The 22,312-nt window shown below is 37.3% G+C and carries 17 protein-coding genes and 1 tRNA gene; 8 read left to right on the forward strand and 10 right to left on the reverse strand.

Annotated features, from left to right (window positions below; all coding sequences use genetic code 11):
• Positions 1 to 1,208: 1,208 nt before the first annotated feature.
• The 4 genes from hisA to BC008_RS20220 form a co-directional block, all read right to left on the reverse strand.
• Positions 1,209 to 1,982 carry a 1-(5-phosphoribosyl)-5-[(5-phosphoribosylamino)methylideneamino]imidazole-4-carboxamide isomerase gene (hisA, locus tag BC008_RS20205; protein ID WP_027846639.1) on the reverse strand — a complete coding sequence of 258 codons (774 nt, stop codon included), beginning with the start codon at positions 1,980 to 1,982 and terminating at the stop codon, positions 1,209 to 1,211.
• A 326-nt stretch (positions 1,983 to 2,308) separates the two neighbouring features.
• Complete coding sequence (locus tag BC008_RS20210; RefSeq protein WP_027846638.1) at positions 2,309 to 3,259, reverse strand: hypothetical protein; 951 nt, start codon at positions 3,257 to 3,259, stop codon at positions 2,309 to 2,311.
• Between the two features lie 845 nt (positions 3,260 to 4,104).
• Positions 4,105 to 4,413, reverse strand: a complete 309-nt coding sequence (locus BC008_RS20215) for a DUF3593 domain-containing protein (protein WP_027844408.1) — start codon at positions 4,411 to 4,413, stop codon at positions 4,105 to 4,107.
• A gap of 88 nt (positions 4,414 to 4,501) precedes the next feature.
• Complete coding sequence (locus tag BC008_RS20220; protein ID WP_027844409.1) at positions 4,502 to 4,822, reverse strand: DUF2499 domain-containing protein; 321 nt, start codon at positions 4,820 to 4,822, stop codon at positions 4,502 to 4,504.
• A gap of 253 nt (positions 4,823 to 5,075) precedes the next feature.
• Here BC008_RS20220 and csaB point away from each other — a divergent pair, with 253 nt between their 5' ends.
• The gene (gene csaB / locus BC008_RS20225; RefSeq protein WP_027844410.1) at positions 5,076 to 6,125 is read left to right on the forward strand and encodes a polysaccharide pyruvyl transferase CsaB; all 1,050 of its coding nucleotides are present in this window, start codon (positions 5,076 to 5,078) and stop codon (positions 6,123 to 6,125) included.
• A 661-nt stretch (positions 6,126 to 6,786) separates the two neighbouring features.
• On the forward strand, positions 6,787 to 8,181 hold the full coding sequence (locus tag BC008_RS20230) for a peptidoglycan-binding domain-containing protein (protein WP_027844411.1): 1,395 nt from the start codon (positions 6,787 to 6,789) through the stop codon (positions 8,179 to 8,181).
• A 232-nt stretch (positions 8,182 to 8,413) separates the two neighbouring features.
• Here BC008_RS20230 and BC008_RS20235 read toward each other — a convergent pair whose 3' ends face one another.
• Positions 8,414 to 9,355 (reverse strand): hypothetical protein, encoded by a 942-nt coding sequence (locus tag BC008_RS20235; protein WP_027844412.1) that lies wholly within the window; start codon positions 9,353 to 9,355, stop codon positions 8,414 to 8,416.
• Positions 9,356 to 9,627: 272 nt separating this feature from the next.
• On the opposite strand from BC008_RS20235, the gene BC008_RS20240 reads away from it, so the two are divergent.
• The 3 genes from BC008_RS20240 (at position 9,628) to BC008_RS20250 (ending at position 11,408) form a co-directional block, all read left to right on the forward strand.
• On the forward strand, positions 9,628 to 10,500 hold the full coding sequence (locus BC008_RS20240) for an S-methyl-5'-thioadenosine phosphorylase (RefSeq protein WP_027844413.1): 873 nt from the start codon (positions 9,628 to 9,630) through the stop codon (positions 10,498 to 10,500).
• A gap of 90 nt (positions 10,501 to 10,590) precedes the next feature.
• Complete coding sequence (locus BC008_RS20245; protein WP_027844414.1) at positions 10,591 to 10,923, forward strand: Ycf66 family protein; 333 nt, start codon at positions 10,591 to 10,593, stop codon at positions 10,921 to 10,923.
• Positions 10,924 to 11,333: 410 nt separating this feature from the next.
• Positions 11,334 to 11,408 (forward strand) — tRNA-Lys (locus BC008_RS20250).
• Between the two features lie 61 nt (positions 11,409 to 11,469).
• Here BC008_RS20250 and BC008_RS48495 read toward each other — a convergent pair.
• Positions 11,470 to 11,676 (reverse strand): hypothetical protein, encoded by a 207-nt coding sequence (locus tag BC008_RS48495; RefSeq protein ID WP_153009630.1) that lies wholly within the window; start codon positions 11,674 to 11,676, stop codon positions 11,470 to 11,472.
• Between the two features lie 381 nt (positions 11,677 to 12,057).
• On the opposite strand from BC008_RS48495, the gene BC008_RS20255 reads away from it, so the two are divergent.
• Complete coding sequence (locus BC008_RS20255; protein ID WP_027844415.1) at positions 12,058 to 13,584, forward strand: slipin family protein; 1,527 nt, start codon at positions 12,058 to 12,060, stop codon at positions 13,582 to 13,584.
• Between the two features lie 111 nt (positions 13,585 to 13,695).
• Here BC008_RS20255 and BC008_RS20260 read toward each other — a convergent pair whose 3' ends face one another.
• From BC008_RS20260 to cysS, 4 genes are all read right to left on the reverse strand, one after another.
• Positions 13,696 to 15,042 (reverse strand): TldD/PmbA family protein, encoded by a 1,347-nt coding sequence (locus BC008_RS20260; RefSeq protein WP_027844416.1) that lies wholly within the window; start codon positions 15,040 to 15,042, stop codon positions 13,696 to 13,698.
• 229 nt (positions 15,043 to 15,271) lie between these two features.
• Positions 15,272 to 16,789, reverse strand: a complete 1,518-nt coding sequence (locus BC008_RS20265) for a TldD/PmbA family protein (protein WP_153009631.1) — start codon at positions 16,787 to 16,789, stop codon at positions 15,272 to 15,274.
• 467 nt (positions 16,790 to 17,256) lie between these two features.
• Complete coding sequence (locus BC008_RS20270) at positions 17,257 to 18,447, reverse strand: AI-2E family transporter (RefSeq protein WP_027844418.1); 1,191 nt, start codon at positions 18,445 to 18,447, stop codon at positions 17,257 to 17,259.
• A gap of 280 nt (positions 18,448 to 18,727) precedes the next feature.
• Positions 18,728 to 20,206, reverse strand: a complete 1,479-nt coding sequence (gene cysS / locus BC008_RS20275) for a cysteine--tRNA ligase (protein ID WP_027844419.1) — start codon at positions 20,204 to 20,206, stop codon at positions 18,728 to 18,730.
• A gap of 201 nt (positions 20,207 to 20,407) precedes the next feature.
• Here cysS and BC008_RS20280 point away from each other — a divergent pair, with 201 nt between their 5' ends.
• Together BC008_RS20280 and dtd are read left to right on the forward strand one after the other, a co-directional pair.
• Positions 20,408 to 21,577: a CobW family GTP-binding protein gene (locus BC008_RS20280; protein WP_027847062.1), complete on the forward strand. Its 1,170-nt coding sequence runs from the start codon at positions 20,408 to 20,410 to the stop codon at positions 21,575 to 21,577.
• Positions 21,578 to 21,727: 150 nt separating this feature from the next.
• Positions 21,728 to 22,180, forward strand: a complete 453-nt coding sequence (gene dtd, locus BC008_RS20285; RefSeq protein ID WP_058183794.1) for a D-aminoacyl-tRNA deacylase — start codon at positions 21,728 to 21,730, stop codon at positions 22,178 to 22,180.
• Positions 22,181 to 22,312 lie beyond the last annotated feature (132 nt).

A 22,312-nucleotide genomic window follows, 5' to 3' on the forward strand; every position in this document is an offset into this window, starting at 1 on the left:
GTGGTAAAAAGTACTTTTTTACTCTTTTATTATTGATTTATTTAAGTAATTACCGATTGTGACAGTTAGAGTGCGGAAGATGGGTTGATTTAAACGATATAGAGACGTACTAATGTACGTCTCTAAAAAAATTTTTATACATAATCTTTAGATGACTCTTGCAGAATCAGAAACTCAGCTTTTCTAAAAATATTTTTGCCTTCAAGTCATCATTTTGATATTTGGAATGATATATTTATCTACCAATAAAACTTCAACAGTTAATCATTCACCAACTTTTTTAGGATATGAAAATATTAACCTCTTCTTCTTCTATCTGGTCTACCGTTATTGGGTACGGGTTTTCTGTTTCCCCAGGATTTCAGCCAATCCATTGTTTTTGCGACAATATCTGTTGGTAATTTTTGTTGTGTCATGATTTTGATGCTCTGAATTAACTCCAAAATTTACTACATTTATTCATTTATAAATTCCAGAAAAAATAGCAAATAAAATCTAGTACCGTTGCGCAAAATTCATTAGCATGGGGTGTAGGTAGAACATGACAGACCATGCACACAGGGCTTTAAGACCCAGCGTAGCGCTATATTATGTGGTTTTATTTAATCAGAATAATGATTTCAGTAACTGGTACTCCACCACATTAATTTTGATAGGTTTGTAATTGCGCTTTAGCGTATAAAAATATATTAAACAGGGCTAAAAGCCCAACTACTTACCAATAAATGACTTCTAAAAATCTCCATGGTGAACCACTAGATTTTTAGTAAGTTAAAAAAATATTGATTCAAACCTCAATACTCAAGAAGCATAAATAAAAAAATAGAGACGCTGTCTTTTGCGTCCCTAAATTAGAGGAAACCCGTTGCTTGATTAAACTTTTAATTAATATTTAAATATGATACTTGTACAGCTTTATCATGCTATCAAGTGGTAGTTTAAATAACTACTTCCAATCAGTAGTCATTCTGCTGAGTTCAACTGATATTTATTTGGTCAACATCTATATTGAACTTTACCAGAGATGAAAATAATTGAAGTAGAAAGAAGGTTACTAAAGAAACAATCTATCTTTCTTAACTCTCTCTAAGATTGGATACAGCAGGGCACCTTATCAATCCGGAAAAGTAAAAAAAAGAATCAGCACACGACCGAGTCAAAACCCTGTAAAGTGTGCGAATGCTTGTTTAATCAAGGATTTAAAGCTTTTAAGCGAATGTGGAAAAATCTGTATTAGGAGGAACATCTTGAATTCTTCCTGGACCAACAGCTTGCAAAGCTTCTAATAAAGAAATATCACCCGTATATAAAGCGCGACCAACTATAGCGCCATTCACACCATATTGCTCTAAAGCTAATAAACTGAGTAAATCGGTAATTGAACTGACACCACCAGAAGCAATGATGGGAATTTTGATGGCTGCTGCAAGTTCCCGTAATGCATCGAAATTAGGACCAGATAAAGTCCCATCACGTTGAATATCCGTATAAATTATTGCGGAAGCACCAAACTCTTCCATTTGCACCGCCAGTTCAGTTGCTAAAACTTCCGAAGTTTCTAGCCAACCACGAGTCGCCACTTTACCATTTCGAGCATCAATACCGATCGCAATTTTTCCAGGAAATGCTTGACAGAGTTCTCTGACTAATTGAGGTTGCTCAACTGCGATTGTCCCGAGAATTGCTCGCTGTACTCCCAGATTAAATACTTGTTCGACTGTATCGCGATTACGTAGACCTCCTCCCAATTGAATTGGTACGGATACTTCCCTAGCAATAGCTTCTATCGCACTTTGATTAACCACCGAACCAGCTTTAGCACCATCAAGATCGACTACATGTAATACAGTCGCACCTTGGTCTACCCATTCTTTAGCAACATCGACAGGATTTTCATTGAAAACTTGCGATTTATCGTAGTCACCTTGATATAGTCGTACGCAACGACCGTCTAGCAAGTCAATCGCTGGAATAACATCCATTACACAAAATACAATTTATTGCAAAATTACTATAGATAACACGAAAAGATATAACAAACATCTTTTTCGGCTTTAGATTACATTTTAATTTAATGTGGCTTTTTAGGATATAAGATTATTATCTTTGAGACTTACTTCTTTTTTCTAACAATACTCAATATATTTTTGTTGGTTGAGACTATACTTAAGCTTAAAATACTAAGTACACTTTATCTTCTCTGCTTCCCACTTCTAAAAATCATCTTAGAAATCAAACAAGATTAATATATGAGAGTATTAGTCAAAAAAATTGAAGGTAATTGAGTTACGCCATAGTTTATTTATTCTTAATTCGTTTGACCCAAATTACTTGGACAAGAAAATAGATTTTCTAAGTATGTGTCATCTAGGGTTTTATGCCACTGATACAGTTGCATCATCACACTTGTAAAAGTAAAAGTAACTTCTACAAAGTGTAAAGCACTATTAAGCTCTAAAATTTCATTTTTTTGCTTTTCTTGTTTCTCTTCCCTTCTAATTAAATCCGTAAGTTTTTGAGTACGCTTTTGTAAACTAGAAATAAAGGAATTACTAAATGCCCAGCAACTAATACTCCAAAATTTTGCTAAATAATTTACTTCATTTTGTAGAGGTTGAAGCATTAACTCCTGTAATTCTCCTGTTGAATGTGCCATTAACCAAATATAAGTAGATATGGCATTCCACTGGTCGACAATATTATTTAATGCATTATTATAAATCTCTTCTTTTAGGTGACCTTTTAGTTTATAGGTTTTAACAGACCCATATTGAATATTAAGTTCTTTCGCAGTTAACCTCTGATATATTTTCCTAAATAAATCTGATTCTTTATACTCCTTGCTTCTACTTGTCCTATTGAACATGGATTTTGTTTTACTTGGAGGTGAAATACTTTCTAAAAAACATGACATTCGTGGATTTACAGCTTGCAAATATGCTCGTATTTCTGTCTCGCTATCATGACATTTCATTTCTAACTTTGCAGCAGTAATGATTTTATTGAGAAATAAATCACTAGAAACACCTATAACTTGTTTAAAGTTAATGTTTTGCCAATTAAGTGATTGGTGGTGATGTGTGCTATATGGGGTTTTTAAGGAAGTGTAAAAATTATGTAAATGAGAATATAATATCCCTGCCGAGAGATAATTTCTTATGAGGTAGTTAATCCTTTCCCGCGTTTGTAGATAACTCGGATTGATATATAAATTTCCAGCCAAATCACTTGCCAACACACCTGAATTACAGTCTGGCATTTATTTATTCCCCTAATAAAAATTAATTCAAAGTTTTTACTATGAAAAAGCTTTTTGATAGTTTTCTAATTGTATCCGGGTTTTCCCCAATACTCTCTAAAGATAAAATGAATAAAGTAAGTTGTAATTCATAGAAAGTTTAGAATAAAGTTTATCTATTAGGCAAATATATTGATACATTTGATATTTTTGGCTCTAGAGATACAGCCATTAAGAATTAACGCTTGGAAAAGTATTACAAGGGTTATTAAACTACAAAGATAGCCAAAGACTTACAGAGACTTGTGTTAATTACGAAAAAATATATAATGAACAATTCTATTTGTTATATATAAAACAAAATTAACGTCAATAAAATAAGTGTATTCACATAGGGTAGATTACTTTGTGTGAATAATTTTTTGTAAGTAAAAATATTCAAAATTCTAATTTATAAGTTTTTTTGACTTTTGAAATGGAAATTATAAAGTTTGAATTATGAAGTCTTAAAGTTTAAATATTAAATAAAGTTTAAATATTAAATACTAACTTGTTTGGCTCAGGACTTACACGAAATAAACGTAATTACGTCATTACGTTAGTGCAAGCGCGTAAACATACCGGATTTGTTCCGTTCCGTAGGTAGCGCAGCTAAAGTAGCACAGTTCTAGGTATTGGGTTTCCATAAAGAAAAGCGACAGTGAGGTATATGTCCTGCGGACACGCTTACACTAACGCCAAAGTCCCTGAGATTGCTATCTCCCTTTGGGAGACGCTTTGCTAACCCTACATGTAGTGACCGTCGCAATGACAAATCTATGTCCTACGGACACGCTATGCTTACGTTGCGTAGGTAAGTCCTGTGGCTAACTTTGTCCTTCTTCATTCTTTTGTTTTGCTTGAATAATTGCTTTCCGAAAACCCAGGACAATTAAAATGTTAGTCAGAGTGAGAAAAACTTCCGCACTTCCATGCAGCCAATCAACGTTTGCTAAGGATTTACCATAAGCAGATTGGGCGTATAGTTCTGCAGGAATAGTGATAGCCACAAATACCAAAGTCCCATAGAAACCGATGAGTGCTAAACGAGGTACCTGAGGAACGCGACTCAAAAACCACAAAAATCCTAAATAGGGAAACAACGAAAGAGCAAATAAAGTTTCTTTTGAAATCATGGTGAGCAGTTAATGAGTAATTGATTAGATTGAATATCTTGTCCATCCAGTAAAGACTATTTTTGATTTCTTTATGGGTTTTTATTTTTTAAAGCTGTGAAGTATTCTCATCAAAAGATTTACTAGCTCGCCAAATCCACCAAGATGCAACCAAAAGGGTAAAGTTACCAAGTAAAGTCATACTGGCTTGCAAAATCACTAACCACTCCAAAAATTCGGCATTATCAAAAAAGTGCCAAGTACAAGCACACATCGCACTCACCAAAGCCGGTAACATAGCCAGAGATAACGTCCACCAACTACGATTACCAGTTATTTCGCCATATTCCCAGATTAACCAGATCGCGGCGATCCACTCAATAACGCTTGAAACATGAATTATCCAGGTTGGGATTGAAAGTGCGTGCATATTATTTATTAGTTTTAGATTATGGATTCTGAGCTACAAATTTGAATTGTAAAGCTCTGAGGTTATAGCTGTGAATTTAGTACAGCACAGTAGGACAGGTTAGGAACCAACAAGATACAGTTTGCTTTCTTTTAATAAGTTGTGGCAGAAGTGTCTTGTTTGTGGTCTATATTTATGCAAAATATCAGGTTGAAGACAAGTATTTGCGTCTTCTTCCAAAAAACCTTTGATTTAACTGAAATCCAACATGGCTATGCGAGCATTGTTATCTGGATATTATGGTTTGGGGAACGGTGGAGATGAGGCTTTGCTAGCAACGCTCTTGCAAATGCTACCACCGTCAGTAACACCTGTAGTACTCTCCGGGAATCTAGAAGAAACCCGAAAGCGTTATGGGGTGGAAGTATACGAACGCAAATCTTTATTAGAAGTGACAAAAGCTTTACGCTCTTGTGATGCTTTTATTTGGGGTGGAGGAAGTTTAATTCAAGATGCGACTAGCGCTCTTAACCCCTTCTACTATGGAACAATAATGGCGATCGCCCAAAAAATGGGTTTAAAAACAGTTGCTTGGGGTCAAGGAATAGGTCCTTTACAGCGACCCATAACTCGTTGGTTAGCTAAAACAACTTTTGGTAGTTGCACTCGGGTGAGCGTTCGCGATCGCGTATCTGCTGCTTTGCTTTCAGAGTGGAAAATTCCTCATATCCTTGCTCCCGACCCAGTATGGGCGTTAGAATCCCAGCCGTTACCAGGGTTATCCGACCTACCAGCACCCAGAGTTGCTGTAACATTACGGAATCATTCACAACTTACCCCAGACCGTTTGCATAATTTAACTCGTGCTCTAGTTGACTTTCAAAAAGCCACAGAAACATTTATTTTACTTTTACCTTTTCAAAAGAATAAAGACCTAAGTATTGCAGAAGGAATAAAAGCACAACTTACCGAGGACAGCAAAATTATCTGTGTAGAAGAGCCACAAATTCTCAAGGGTATTTATCGTGGAGTAGAAATGGCTATTGGAATGCGTTTACATAGTTTAATTATGGCAGCAGCAGAAGAATGTCGCTGTTTTGCTATCAGTTACGATCCTAAAATTAATCGACTAATGGAAGATTTAGATCTACCTGGTTGGGATTTAGCTTCCTTACCTGACGATCCCAACTTGATGAGCAAAGCATGGATAGAACATTACGCTAATGGAGAAGCACTTTCACAAGACCGCCTAAAGTTTATGTTGGATCGAGCACTGATACATCGTGAAATTTTATTTGAATCTTTAGATACTCAAACTTCCTAGGTTTCAGTTTTGATCAAAATCCTACCTAATTATGTAGTGCTATATACGTATTTAAATCACAGTAGTTTCATTTCTTATTCCAGTCGCAACAAGACTTAGGCTTTAAGTTTATACTTGCTTTCAGTTAAAAACTACTGTTAATTAAGTATAAAATGTCTTAACATTCTGTTTTGTTATATACTTTAGCATCAGGTAAAATTCTGTGTAAGTATAGTTATCTCATAACTCGGTAAATACTTATCGTTTTCACCTAATGATAAGAAGTAAAAACTGAACAAAAGGATTACAATTTTCTTCTCATACTGCCCGCTTTGCCTTTACTTGTCTTCATCTGAAGCCATAAACACTCAACCGAAAGGAATTTAGATTGGGAGCATCTCAAAACATAAGGCAAATTGAATAGCATTTAAGTATTATTTCTTATATGCAATTATAAAAGCTTTAAGATGACAGTTGTTTCCGATATCTTAGTAACTTTCACTGTGGAATAAATATAATCTTATAGTTCGTTTAAAGTAAAACTACAATAGCTCTTAAATCAACCCTCGCACGTCAATGCTTCTAAATTAACGCTTGTATAAAAATCAGACAGCAAATATTGCTTTGCTAGGTCAATCCGGTATAACCGAAATTTATCTAGGCAAAAAATTGAGAATTAAAGATGGAAAATATCAACAAAGTTCAATTTAACTTAAGCGATCAGGAACCCGAGTTTGGGGAACATATTCCTAAAGGAGTTGATTTAAAATTATTAACTGAATCAAAATGGGTAAGACTTGCGAACAACCCAGTCAAATCTGTTTTGTTAGTTGCGATCGCCTTACTATTTGTTGGAACGACAACACAAACAGCTTCAGCTCGGGAAAGGGGTCAGCAAGGTCAACAGGTTAGTTATATTCAAAGATGTTTAAAAAGATTAGGCTATTTTAACGCTAGGGTCACAGGGTTTTATGGCTCTGCGACTGAAGCTGCTGTAACAAGATTTCAAGCTGCTGTAGGTTTGCAACAGGTCGGTAAGGTCGGACCGCGCACTACAAGAGCACTCAATCGTAGGTGTGGTGGTACGAGAAGAGGTGGTGGTTTAAGAAATGGTAGTAGTGGTCCAACCGTAAGGCGACTACAACGAAATTTAAAAACATTGGGTTATTATAACGGACCAATCACCGGTCATTTTCGTAATTTAACTGAAGCAGCAGTTAGACGATTTCAGCGAGATAACGGTATATCTGCTATTGGGGTTGTCGGACCTAGGACTAATGCTGCAATTCGCAGGGGTTTAGAAACTGCTAGAGCACCCAGAATACAACCCGCAGCATCTAGACCTTCTAACGGTCGCTACTGTAATCCTGATTTTGAAGCTCTTTCTGTTGGTTGTAATGGTGAATGGGTGAGAGAGTTACAATCAAACTTACAACGCTTGGGAGTTTATAATGGTTCGGTGGATGGTTCCTTTGGTTCCCGTACTGAAAGAGCTGTAATGAGATTTCAGGAATACAGAGGTTTGCGTGCGAATGGAATAGCTGATCGCAATACTTTAATTGCAATTCGCACAGAAATTAATAATCGTTCTGGCGATCAATCTTACGTTCCAAATACAATTCCAAATGATAATTTTAATGCCGGTATGGGTGGTTCGGAAGTACTCCTACGAGAAGGTGATAGGGGAAAAGGAGTAACGCAACTCCAAAAACGTTTACAAGAGTTAGGATTTTTCCGACAGGAACCTACGGGTTATTTTGGTCCGACAACAAGGGAAGCTGTAGCTGCTTACCAAAGATTTAATGGTTTATCAATCACTGGAGCCGTAGATCGAGAAACATCAAAACAATTAGGCTTAAATCGTCGGCGAGGTGATAGGCGTTACGTGGTGGTAGTACCCGTCAACGGACGTGATATTCTGTGGAGAGTACGCCAATTTATTCCCAACGCTTTTGCTGCTCGATCTCCACGGGGAGAGTACGTCAACGCCGGAGAATTTGAAGATATTTCCCAAGCCCGAGAAGTTTCTAAAGAACTGCGCGAACGGGGTTTAGATGCACGAGTAGAATATTTATAATTTATTTTTCTGCTGCTAGTTTAACTATTAGTAAAACAAGCAATAAGACATCAGAAAACTTATTATCCTCAATATAGTTCATGCTTGTAGCATGGACATTTTTATAGTGGATTATTTTTTTCTGATTGTCCGTTCAGCATAAATTTATATCAAATTTATGGTCAAATCCCCAAAATCCCGTTTTAATCTCCTTTCAGCACCCATACAAAAGGCTTTAAAAACAGACTTAAATTTAAATTGGTGCTCTACGGATCAAACGACCAATACCAGAACCGAAACGTAAGGCAAATTTATACCATTGAACTTTTATTTCTGAATAAATCTGAATGGGTCCTTGAGAATGTTGCCAATATGCTTTGTCGGTTAAGTTTGGACTGTCACCTTGCAAAGCATTCACAATAATTTTCTTACGCCAAGGTTTAACCTTTGGAGCCGCAGCATGGGACATGATATTACCACCAGGTAAAAAATCCATTCCTTCAGGACCAACCGTACTCAATGGATAAGAAGTCAGCATCAGCGCCAAGTTAAAGTAGGTCTGATCCGTATCAAGGTAAGGGTAAGTATCACCATTTCTATTGGTAAAATCTTCAATATCTGAATGTCCTGCAGCTGTACCAATCTCTATCAGCTTTTTCCAGAGCAAAAGAATAGATTTATAACTACGAGGAACACCAACAAAACCACTGTTGTAGTTAAAATCTAAATCGCGTTTGCAATCAAAGCCATTATCCAGAGCAAATTCTTTCCAAGCTAAACGTCTGGGATGGTTTGCAGGAACCCTAAACCACGAATCTCCACAAAGAGCGATGCCGTGACGAAACCAATTCTGATAAAATTCCCAATTAAATTTATTAACAATATCAGGATCGAAGTAACAAAGAGCATCGACTTCTGGACAGTATTTTTCTAGTAAATCCCACATAAAATCCGGTTTGTAGTAAGCCAGATGTTTTGTAGTCGTGAGCTCTACAAATCGGATAACGCAATCTTGTGCAATGGAAAATTCATGATAACCATCTTTATTTTTCAGCAATTTTGCCCAAGGTGGTAAATTACCGCGATACCCAGCCCATACGACACCACGAAAACCGTAGTTATAGAGAGAATTAGTCAAAACTCCCACACCATAGTGGTAGTCTCCTTCGTATAAAGTGCAAACGGCTGAAATCATTGTTGTACTTACACTCGCTTACAATGGCATTAATTAATTGATAGCAATAAAATCAATTATTGTTCATTAGAATTGCAGCAAATAATCTTTAAATCCATAGGGGATAATGATTTAACTGTAATCATACAAATTTCCTGTTGTGGCTATAGTCATCTCGTATGATTTACCAACCGTTAATTATTGGAAATACCCCACCCATATCTCCAGAATTTAACCATTACCCAGTAAAATAATTGGGCAAATGTGCAAGCAAGAAAACAGGTTTATACCCCATGGCAGAAGCTCGAATTGGTATTATTGGTGGCAGCGGTTTATACAAGATGGATGCCCTCAAAGATGTAGAGGAAATACAGATAGACACACCATTCGGTTCTCCATCTGATGCCTTAATTCTGGGTAGTTTAGAAGGAACAAAAGTAGCTTTTTTGGCGCGCCACGGTCGCAATCATACACTTTTACCTTCAGAATTACCGTTTCGTGCCAATATCTACGCTATGAAAAAACTGGGTGTGGAGTACTTAATTTCCGCAAGTGCTGTAGGTTCCCTGAAAGCAGAGGTAAAACCGCTTGATATGGTGGTTCCAGATCAGTTTATTGATCGGACAAAAGGTCGCACTTCTACTTTTTTTGGTGAGGGAATAGTTGCTCATATCGCTTTTGGCGATCCGGTATGTAAAAATTTAGCTAACGTATTGAGTGAAGCGATCGCATCTTTAGATTTACCAGATGTATCCAGCCATAAGGATGGTACCTATGTCTGCATGGAAGGTCCAGCATTTTCCACCAAAGCCGAATCCAATTTGTACCGTAGTTGGGACGCAACAGTAATTGGTATGACTAATCTACCAGAAGCAAAATTGGCTCGGGAAGCGGAAATCGCTTATGCAACTTTAGCGCTAGTAACAGATTATGATTGCTGGCATCCCGACCATGATAGTGTGACAGTAGAAATGGTAGTGGAGAATTTGCAACGTAATGCTATCAATGCTCAGAAGGTTATTTTAGCTGCAGTACAAAGTTTGAGTAAGAATCCACCTGTAAGTGATGCTCATTCGGCTTTAAAGTATTCAATTTTAACTCCTTTAGACAAAGCACCTACTGCAACTAAAGAAAAATTGAGACTACTATTGCAAAAGTATTTATAAATATAACTGTATATCTTCCCTTTATTTCAACCTAAATTAGGTAAACAGAAATCTATATTTTGATTTTTGAAATAATTGGGGTATAAAGGCATGTTTACTTTAGCTCAGATAAATCTTGGATTTAACCCAGCCAGCTTGATTGGGTTATTTTATATGCTTTTTAGCATAATTTATTTTATCTCCATGATAGTTTTCCTCAGAAGAAGTGCAAAGAAATTAAGTAATTCAGCAATTATTTTTTATGTGATTCAAGCTATATTTGCATCATTCTTAATGTTGATTTCTGGCGTAATTTTAACTTTTCAAGGTTGGCGTTTAGATCCAATACTTCAATTTGGAGAATTTTGCCTACTGATACTAGTAATTTATTTGAGCGTCAAAGATGTTGTAACTAATGTAATCAAAAGTAGCAGGCGTCTTTGATTATTACTTCTAAGGAACGAGAATTTAATAACTTATAATTCTGAAATTTGGAATGGTGCGTTACGCGATGCTAACAGCATCCTACTTTTATATTTTATTTAATCCACATTCCCAAATAATTCTATATTTTGTTTTTAAATGCTTTATCGAGCTTTCAAAGCGCATTAAAAAACCAAAAAACTTGCTTATATTTCTTTTTATGCTACATTTGTAGTATAGAAATAGATCGGTATCGCTGTAGTTCGGATTCTGTATATCTGACTGGTACGACAAGCATTGCTTTGAGCGTATTCCGCGAAATACTTGAAACTATTTCAATAGCCTAAAGCATTGGTATATCGCCAATCAACGTGGGTATCTCCCTTCGGGAGACGCTATGCGAACAATCCTACATTAGGCTTCCTTCAATCTAGAAGTTAGCTCACTGGCAGAGCAATAGACACTTAAGCTATTGGTGATAGGTTCGATTCCTATACTTTTAACCACAATACCCCAGTCCTGGGTTTTTGGGCACCTTATGTGGAATAAGGCGGCGAAAGCCACAAATTAATCACTCCCAACAAAGATGGAGAAATCTGTTTTTGGAAGGAAAACTCCGTGGTGTAGGTGCTTGCGACCGTTCGTTACCTCGTAGCGCTCGGTAGCTACAGTGAAGGAGCCAGAGCAACTGTGTTTCTCGTTAACTTGAGTGTGTCCTTTGTTTGCTGCATTCAGTTTTCCTGAGGGAATCCTGAAAAGTACAACAAACGCCATATTTGAGAACTGTTTGATAATTTTGGATTACCCCTGGGTACTCTAAACTTTGATGATAGTTATCTTAATCCAGTTATGGAGAAGCTTTTGTCCGCTGCGGAACTGTATTCGTACCTGCACTTACGGAGCTTTTAATTTTAATGTAGTATACAGACTACATTTTGTCTGTGACTAAGAGTATCTCAATTTCTTGTAAAGATAGAAAGAATTGGGAATTTATTCCATGTCCTTGAGTTCTTATCGCTGTCCTTACCTCAATATATTATTGTCTATTTGAATCGCTTCCAAAATTGAGATACTACCTTCTGAATACAGTTATTAATGTTTATATCTAAAATTCGTTCTTGGTTGCAACAGATCAAATCATCGACCGATATATCTATGTGGAAAACTTTTTATATTAAACCGAACGAGATCGGAATTTTATATCACCGCAGTGACTTTAAAAAGATTTTGACTGCTGGAACTTATACTTATTTTGGTCGGCATTGGCGAGTTGAAAAATTTGATTTAAATAATCCAGAAGCAAAAATTGAAAACCTGGAATTACTCTTAAGGAATAATACTGCAGAACTACAAGAATATCTGTTAATAGTACGTACAAACTTTAATGAAACTGCTTTAGTGCGAATGGGTCAGAAATGGGTAAACATTTTACCCAACCAATTACGAGCATTTTGGCGTGGTTTTATTGAGGTAGAGTCACACATCTTTAACTTAGAAGAAAATCTAGAATTACCCACCCAATTCGTACAGCAACTACGTGGATTTAATTTTAGTGGATTAACAAAAATCTTCGTTAACGAATCTCAAATTGCTTTACTGTACGTACAAAATAACTTTGTGCGTCCCCTAGAACCTGGGGAATACGCTTTTTGGACAGCGCATAAGGGTATAACACATTATCTTATGAGTCGTTTGGATCGTAATCCAAACTTTCCCCTGGAAGAGGTGCTGATTGACAAGCATCCAGAGTTTGTTGCAACTTATTGCGCGATCGTGGAAACCACTGCTCAACAGGTTGCAAATATCAGGTATCAAGGTAAGGTGATCTCCATATTACCTCCTACTAGTCGCAAATTATTTTGGCAAGGTGTTGATATTGAAATTATTGATATCAGTAATGACGCTAAACTCTCAAATGCTTTAGCATCCGAACTAGTTTCGGGTTTACCAGAAACTGTAAGCTTGAGTTGTAATAATTTGCATGTTTGTCAAGTACCTTCCCAACATGTTGGTCTACTATATACGAACAAAGAATATCAAACACAACTCGAACCAGGAATTCATGCGTGGTGGGTATACGGACGTTCCTTTGAAACCGAAGTTATAGATTTGCGTTTGCAGAACATGGAAGTTTCGGGACAAGATATCTTATCCAAGGACAAAGTACCTCTGCGTTTGAATTTAACTGCTGGTTTTCGTATCCAAGATCCCTTGAGAGCAAAAAATGGATTGTCAGATATTACTGGTTTCTTGTACAAAGAACTGCAGTTTGCTTTACGTGCTGCAGTGGGAGAACAGGCTTTAGATCGTATTTTAGAAGATAAAGGAGCAATAGATAATAGTATTTCACAATATATCCGTCCTAAAGCAGCAGAATACGGAATAGAAATTGATTCTGTGGGAGTCAAAGACATTATTCTTCCCGGTGAAATCAAAAATATTCTTGGTAAAGTTGTAGAAGCTGAAAAATCAGCCCAAGCTAACGTTATACGACGGAGAGAAGAGACTGCTGCTACTCGCAGTATGTTGAATACAGCGAGAGTAATGGAAGATAATCCCGTTGCATTAAGATTGAAAGAGTTGGAAGTATTGGAAAGGATTTCTGAGAAGATTGAGAAAATTCAAGTTAATGGTAGCTTGGATAGTATTTTGACTGAATTGATCCAAATCAATCGCCATTAGTTAGGGACTTCCAATTAAAAAACATACCACTGGTTAGGGCGCACTTCGGTGCGCCCCTACTGTCAAAAAATCCTACTGTCAACAAATAATGATATTAATTTTTAGAAGTCCTTACAAAGTATAAGTAAAGTCTTTTACTAACATTCCTGGAACCATACTTCCGCCGAGTTGGCGATTTTCATAGGTACCCAAATTGGGAATAAACTCTTGAAAGTTAGTAAATTCTATTAAATTATTACCCCAGAAACGGTAAAGGGTTTCATCAAAACGCAAATCTTCAATAGGAGCAACTATTTCACCATCTTCGACCCAAAAACATGCGTAGCGGGTCATACCGGTAATTCTACCAGTAGGTAAATCGCTCCAATTTAAATAATGCAAATTAGATACATATAAACCAGTGTCTAATGCATTGAGAATTTCTTCCGATTCTAAATTCCCTACTTCAATTTCCGGTGTACGTAATGATTCATTACGATTTGCACCGTTAGATTTTTTTTGATATTCTTTGGCGGAACGACAATTAACTAAGCTATTAACTAAAACTCCTTTTTCAATAATCTTTATATCTGAAGTTGTTACCTCTCCCCATTCATTGAAACGCGGTACTGAACCTCGTTGAAAATTTTCTTTAAGATTAAACTTTGGAGATAACTGCTTTTCTTTTCGAGATAAAGTGGCTAAAGCACTATTTCCCTGTTGAATATCAGCTTCACTAACACCACTCCAAGAAAGCATACTTAGCAATTCACTAACAGCAGCAGGAGCAAAATAAGTTTTGTAATTTCCCCGAGGAATATTTTTGGGTGGATGAGAAAGTAACTCTAGTTGCTGTTTTGCATTAGTGATTTTTGTTAGATATCTTTCTTCGTCCCAATTATTTCCAGCAAGAAAACCTTTTACAGCCTGTTCTTGAGGACTAAAAATAGAATAATCTAACGTAAAGGTATCGCTAGCAAACCAATGTTTATTACCACTAGAATCAGCATAGGCTCTAATAACAATACCTCCAGAATAAATACCAGTAAAATCTAGTTCTTTTGCTGGTTCTAATACTGTTGATGCAACAGCATCTTCTGCTAATAAATTACCTGAATATATTTCTCGAGTGGGATTGGTTGCTGATGGTAAAACTAAATGTGGATCTAAAGCGAGTAGAGGAAGTTCTTTTCGTAATTCCACTAAAGCATTATGTGTTTCGCGCCAATCAATTTCCCAGTTACCCACTAAAGGGAATTTTCTAAAAGCAGTACGTCCATCTCTAATTAAAGTAAATTTTATCCAAGTATCTAATACAATACCTGTTTGACGTATTCTTGCATGATTAAAACGAGTGAACTGGCTAAACTCACTACTGAGTTTAAGAATAAATTCTTCGCTGGTTGCTTTTTTCTCCAGTAAACTTTCGATTAATTGGTTAAAACAAGTTTCTAAAACAGAGATATTTTCTTTATTCATTACAAGCAAAGATAAGCGAAATAAAACAAGTAGAGAACACAAGAGAAAGAGAAATTATTTATTTATAAATGTGTTCTACCACACCTCATAAGACTAACCTTCCCCAGGCTTTTTGATGGAATTTGTACTCCATTTAATACCTAGGTTACTCCGCTAAATGAATATTTATAGAGGTTAAAAACTTATAAGATGCGGTAGCTCAAAAAATTAAAGCTGATTTTCCATCTTTTTACTTCCCACCACCAAAGACCTCAACGTTGGAAAACAAACATATGGGGGAACCATGTCCTACCCAAATAGCTTGATTTGGTTCTCCTTTCCCGCAGAAAGGGGTACCATAAATTTCCCAGGTAGATCGATCCCCTACTTTGGTTAAACTGTGCCAGAAATCCGGTGTGGTGGCTCTATAATTAGGATTTCGCAGAGTTTTTGTAAGTTTTCCGTTTTCAATTAATTTGCCATATTCGCAACCAAATTGAAATTTATAGCGGCGATCATCAATAGACCAAGAACGGTTAGACTCCATATACACCCCATACTCAATACCGCTCAGTATTTCCTCCAATGAAGCCGTACCAGGTTCCAAATTAATATTCGCCATGCGGTCGATTGCGGGTCTGTTCCAAGAACAAGCACGAGCGCAAGCAACACCATCAATTCCAGATCTGGCTTGACTTTCCAAACTACCCAAACCGCGCTGTAGTGCTCCCTCTCTAATTAAATACTCTCGTTTTGCTGTAGCCCCAGTATCGTCAAAATTGTAGCTTGCCATTTCACCAGATATTGTCGGATCGAAAGTAATGTTCATCAAGGGAGAACCATATTCGAGTTTCCCAAAATCATTTTTATTAATAAAACTTCCACCAGCATAGTTACGTTCATCCCCCAAAATTCTGTCAATTTCCAAGGGGTGTCCCACGCTTTCATGAATTTGTAACATCATTTGATCTGGAGCTAGTACCAGATTAGTGGAAGTTGTAGGACATTCTTGCGCTGATAATAGTTCTACAGCCTGCTTACCAATTGTTTCTACTTTTTCCCAAAGATTATCTTGTTTGAAAAGTTCTAAGCCACCTTGATAGGAATTTGCTTGCCAACCATTATTAGTACGCTGTTGTATATTACTACCATCCTGTGCGGTAACTCCATAATAAGTGCTCAGGAACAAAAACTTTTGATATATCTCTGAGCCATTACTGCTAACAAACCATGTTTCTCTTTCAGTTGTTACAGCTTCAGCAGTTGTTTGAACTATCTTTTCACTAATTTTTAGGGTCTTACAGATACGAACCAAAATATCATTTATTTCTCCAGGATTCAAAGTATCTAGTGATTCAACAAATGGAGAAAAATATTCACCTACTACTTTGGGACGTTCTCTATCTACTTGAAATGGATACATCCACCACTTTTTGGCAGAATATGCTTGTTTACAGGCTTTTTCTGCTGCAAATTGTAAATTTTGGATGTCAAGATAATTAGTTGCTGCATAACCAATACAACCATCAATCGCAACTTCAATCATCGCCCCAAGTGTAATATTTTTACCATTCATTTGGGGCATTGCATCCCGAAAATGACGATGAATTTGAGTTTCTTTAACAACTCTTATACCCAACCAGTCAACAGGGACATTAATACTAGCGACCGCATAATTGAGATTCGATAATATGTCCTTGCGAGTTGTTTGAGAAGAAAAAAAAGAAGGTGAGGTTAAGGTGTGAGAAACAGATAAATTAACAGACATTAGTAATCAATAATTAGCCAGAGTAGGATTATCACTATTAATACAAAAGCTAACCTGTTCTACAGACTTATTTTCAACAATTTCTTCTTTACAATATGGACGTTACTTAATAGCCAATTAAATTTACTGAATAATCCCAGACTGTAAGTATTATTTTTGACTAATAATTCTTTTCTGTAAAATTTGCTGTCTTCTAAAATTTGTTTGCAGGATATTGCAGTTTTACAGGGGGTTATACCCCTCATTGATCTATTTATTTAGTCTTACCGCGTTCTAGGAAAACATATCCTATATTTCTACAGTAGTTGTTTTTAATACTTTTGGGTTATGAATATTAATTTTTCCATAATTTATTATCAAAACTGTATGCGGATGAAATCGTTAGTAAAAAAATGACATGAATCTGGGTTAGGGGTTACCCACTCATGACCAATTTATATAATTTGAGATTACTATTTCCTTCTGCTCTAAAGCTCAATCTTGCCTTTATCGTCGCAGTTTTCCATTGTAGAATTTACCGAATCTATATCTACTGAATCTATCTCCCGGTCAGAATTTAAAGAATTTAAGTTTGTAGTTAAAATAGCTTCTGCTTCCAGCTTTGGAGCCAAGTAAAGATTTTCTAATAAGACGGCAATTCCAGCCACCCAAGGGGGAACAACGATCGCACCAACAATACCTAACACTTGTGTTCCTCCTAATACACCTAAAAGCTGATATAAAGGATGGACTCTTACCGAAGAACCTACTAGTAAAGGATCCAGTACGTAAGTTTCTACATTTTGGATAACTACAAACAACAGTAATACCCACAGGAAAGTAAAACCGCTTTGGGGAATAGCGACAATTAAAGCTGGGATCGCACCTAATACTGGACCAATAAATGGGATCAAATTGGTGAATGCAGCAATTACCCCCAATGCTAAAGCAAACTCTGATAACCCCAAAATTCCTAAGCCTGCAGTAATTGCTACACCCAAAATTGCCGACACGACTACTCGACCTTGAATATAACCACCCATCCGACGGGAAATAGGCGTAACTTGTGCCGCTAAGCGTTCGTTCCAAGGATAAGGAAACAGAGATACTAAACCTTCAATCAAGCTTTTGCTACCAGCCACCATATAGCCGGAAGTAATCAAAACTAAAATTAAACCTAAGAATATATTGATTACTCCACCTAAAACGCCAAAAGTTACTCCAAAAGAACGTGATAGTACCCTTTGAGTCGAACGAAATAACCAATTAACCAATGCTTGAACATCTTGGGTCTCAAAGAATTTTTCAATTGAGTCTGCTTCAGTGATCCCAATTCTTGCTGCAAAGTTTTCTGCAAGTGTTCCCAAGCTGTCTAAATATCCCGGAAGTTTATTTGCTAGGCGTTGTATTTGGACTGCAACACTCGGACCAATAATTAATCCCGCACCGATTAAAACCGCAATTAAACCTAGGTATACAACAATTACGCCCAACCAACGGGGCAAATGTAATCTTTTTTCTGCTGTGTCAACTATTGGTGCGATCGCGGATGCAAAGACAATCGCAACCATTAGGATTAACAGCAAACTCCGTAATTGCCACAGTAAAATAACTAAAAAAAAGGTGGCAATTACCAACACAATATTAATTAAGGGAATTGGATTGTGCTTTTGGGACATGATATCAGTTGTCAGTTATCAGTTATCAGTTATCAGTTGTCAGTTAATAGCTAACGCCGCGCCTTTACAGGCTACAGTTAATACGCTATGTACACTTACTTACCCGCAATTCCTGCGGTACGCTGTAGCTGCGCTACCTCCAGATCCACCAGCTGCTAACGCGCACGCTGTGCTAACAGATATCAATTTTTTACTATTATTAACATTCAACCGCTCACTGTTAACAGTTAACTGTTCACTGTTAACTGTTAACTGTTAGCTGTTAACTGTCAACTGTTCCCTAACTACGATGCCAACGGGTACCTTCTTTACTATCAATTAGTGCAACACCTTGGGCTTGTAATTGATCCCGAATGCGATCTGCTTGGGCAAAGTCTTTTGCTGTTCTAGCTTCTTTTCTGCGCTGAATTAGTTCCTCGATGTCAGCATCACTTAAAACATTGCTATTATTATTGCCACTTTCAGTATTGTTGACCTCATTAGTTGTTGCTACAGACTCAGCTTCCAAACCTAAAACTCCGGCTAAAGTAACCAGAGTTTGCCATTGCTGCTTTAGTTTTTCTGACGCAGTTAAAGTTTTACCTTCGTGAACGATAATATTACCTTCACGACCCAAGTCTTTGGCTAACTCAAATAATATGACTAAGCCACCAGGAAAATTAAAGTCATTATCAACTGTTTCTTTGAATCTTTCTACAGCTTCTGATATTGGAGATGAAGTATTTTCTTCTTTCCAACCTAGTTTTTTCCCATAGCGCTCGCCAAAAATTAAACCTTCCTTAAGAGTGTGCCAGCCATTAGTTGCTCCCGCAATTGCCCGATCGCTAAAATCGATGGGTTTCCGATATTGGGTTTGCAATACCAATAACCTTAGAGCCATTGAATCTACACCCTTATCTAACAATTCTCGAATTGTAATGAAATTCCCCAAAGATTTGGACATTTTTTCCCCGTTCACCTTCACCATTCCGTTGTGCATCCAGTAACGAGATAAATCTTGTCCTGTCACCGCTTCAGATTGAGCAATTTCATTTTCATGGTGAGGGAAAATTAAATCTTCACCACCTGCATGAATATCAATGGTGTCACCCAGGCGATCGCGCACCATTGCCGAACATTCTATATGCCATCCCGGACGACCTTTACCCCAAGGTGATTCCCAAGCCGGTTCTCCCTCTTTTGCAGCTTTCCATAAAGCAAAATCAAATGGGTCTTTCTTCTTCTGATACTCAGTATTTTTGACATCCACCCGTTCGCTAGCACCTGCTTGTAAATCTTCTAACTTGCGTCCGGATAGTTTGCCATAATCTGAAAATTGTCTTACGGCATAATAAACATCACCTTCGGAAGGGTAAGCATAACCTTTATGTTCCAAATCGTGAATTAAACGCTGAATACCATTCATGGTGTGAGTTGCACGGGGATACTCATCAGCTTCCTTGACATTCAGGCGCGCCATATCCTCAAAGTAAGCGTCGATATATTTTTCGGCAACAGCTTTCATCGAGGAATCTTCTTTTCTAGCGCGATTAAGAATTTTGTCATCAATATCAGTAAAATTCTGGACGTAACGTACCTGATAACCACGAAAATCAAGATAGCGACGAACAACATCCCATACGATACAAGCCCTAGCATGACCCAAATGACAGTAATCATAAACTGTCACACCACAGTAATACATCTTTACCTTTCCAGGTTCTACTGTCTCAAATGCCTCTTGGCGACGGGTCAAGGAGTTGTAAACGCTAAGACTCATAAATAAAAAATCCTAAAGTCAAATAATCCTAAAATCAAATAATCCTAAAATCAAATAATCCTAAAATCAAATAATCCTAAAATTGCAGATAAGCAATAATAATATGTAAAAGCAATGGAGTTAGTCCAGCATCCTTATCCTAGTGTTTTCTGGACTCTTTGCGCCACCATCAAATTCCCATCGCATTTCGATCCCAGGCTTATGCAAGCAGTTACTTCTGAACAACAAGCAATAGATATCCCAAAACAAGGTTTGCCAGTCACCATTATTACTGGTTTCCTTGGTAGTGGTAAGACAACATTACTCAACCATATCTTGAGCAATCAGCAGGGCGTTAAAACTGCTGTTTTGGTCAACGAGTTTGGTGAAATAGGCATTGATAACGAGTTAATCGTTTCCACCAATGAAGATAAAGACGATAACATGGTGGAATTAAGCAATGGCTGTATTTGCTGTACTATTAACAGCGACTTGGTAGATGCCGTCTATAAGGTTTTGGAACGCCAAGAAAACATTGATTACTTAGTTGTAGAAACAACTGGAATTGCCGACCCATTACCAGTTGCACTGACATTTTTAAGTACTGAGTTACGCGATCTCACTCGCTTGGATTCAATTGTCACCTTGGTGGATTCAGCTAATTTTAGTTTGGATTTATTTAATTCCGAAGCTGCACTCAAGCAAATAACTTACGGTGATGTTATTTTGCTAAATAAAGCTGACTTGGTAGATGAAGCAGATTTAGATGCTTTAGAAGTCAGAATAAAAGATATGAAGGAAGGTGCAAGAATTCTCCGCACTACAAATTCTCAAGTCGCTCTACCCTTGATTCTTAGTGTGGGTTTATTCGAAACAGATAAATATTTCCAAACTACTGAGAACGAAGGTCATAACCACGATCATCACGACCATAGTCACGATCATCACAACCACGACCATCATGACCACGACCATTCTGAATGTAGTGACGAACATGATGAACACGACCATTCTGAGTGCGGTCACGACCATCATGACCACGACCACCACCATCATCATTCCCATCATTTAGAAAATGACGGTTTTAGTTCCATTTCCTTCCAGAGTGATAAACCCCTATCTATTAAGAAATTTCAATATTTCCTAGACAATCAACTACCCGAAACAATCTTTCGGGCAAAAGGGATTTTATGGTTTGATGAAAGCCCTGCACGTCATATTTTTCACCTATGCGGTAAACGCTTTACCTTAGATGACGATGAGTGGAAAACCGAGAAGAAAAATCAACTTGTACTTATTGGTCAAAACCTAGAACAGGATAAATTACTGGAACAGTTGGAAAATTGTATTTGTCTTCCTTCTACACATCGAGGTCAAGGTTTTGGGAAATAGTTTTGGTAACTGGTAATTGGTATGCGCCCGCACTGCTAGCGCAGTGTTAGCAAGGCGTGACGCGTAAGCGTCATATGGTAATTGGTAATTGCTTACTGGTTACCAGGGGTCTAATAATGACAAGAAAGCAATAAATAATCTCAAACAAATATGCGCGTCATCATCCAGCGAGTTAAATCATCCCAAGTTGTGGTTGAAGATAAAGTTGTCGGTAAAATTGGACGCGGGCTTAACCTGCTTGTGGGTATTGCTGCAACTGACACTAATGTCGAGATCGACTGGATGGTACGCAAATGTTTGGATTTAAGATTATTTCCAGAACATGAAGGTGGTGACCGTTGGGAAAAATCCGTAGAGGAAATTGGTGGCGAATTACTTGTTGTCAGTCAATTTACACTGTACGGAAATTGTCGCAAAGGTCGTCGTCCTTCTTTTGATCGTTCAGCAAAACCTCAGATTGCTGAGGAACTATATAATATTTTTATAGAAAAATTACGCGCTAGTAGTTTAAGGGTAGAAACTGGTAAATTTGGGGCGATGATGCAAGTAGCGATAGAAAATGATGGTCCTGTTACTTTGCTCCTGGAACGAGAAGCTGAGTGAGTCAGAATTGTGCGCGGTAGCGCACCGCTTTGCTAACAGAAGTCAGAAGTCGTAGAGACGTAGCAGAGCCTTTGGCGTCGGCGTAGCCTCTGCTACGTCTCTACAGAAGTCAGAAGTGATGACTTTTTCCCC

The organism is Mastigocoleus testarum BC008 (assembly GCF_001456025.1).
Taxonomy (GTDB): Bacteria; Cyanobacteriota; Cyanobacteriia; order Cyanobacteriales; family Nostocaceae; genus Mastigocoleus; species Mastigocoleus testarum.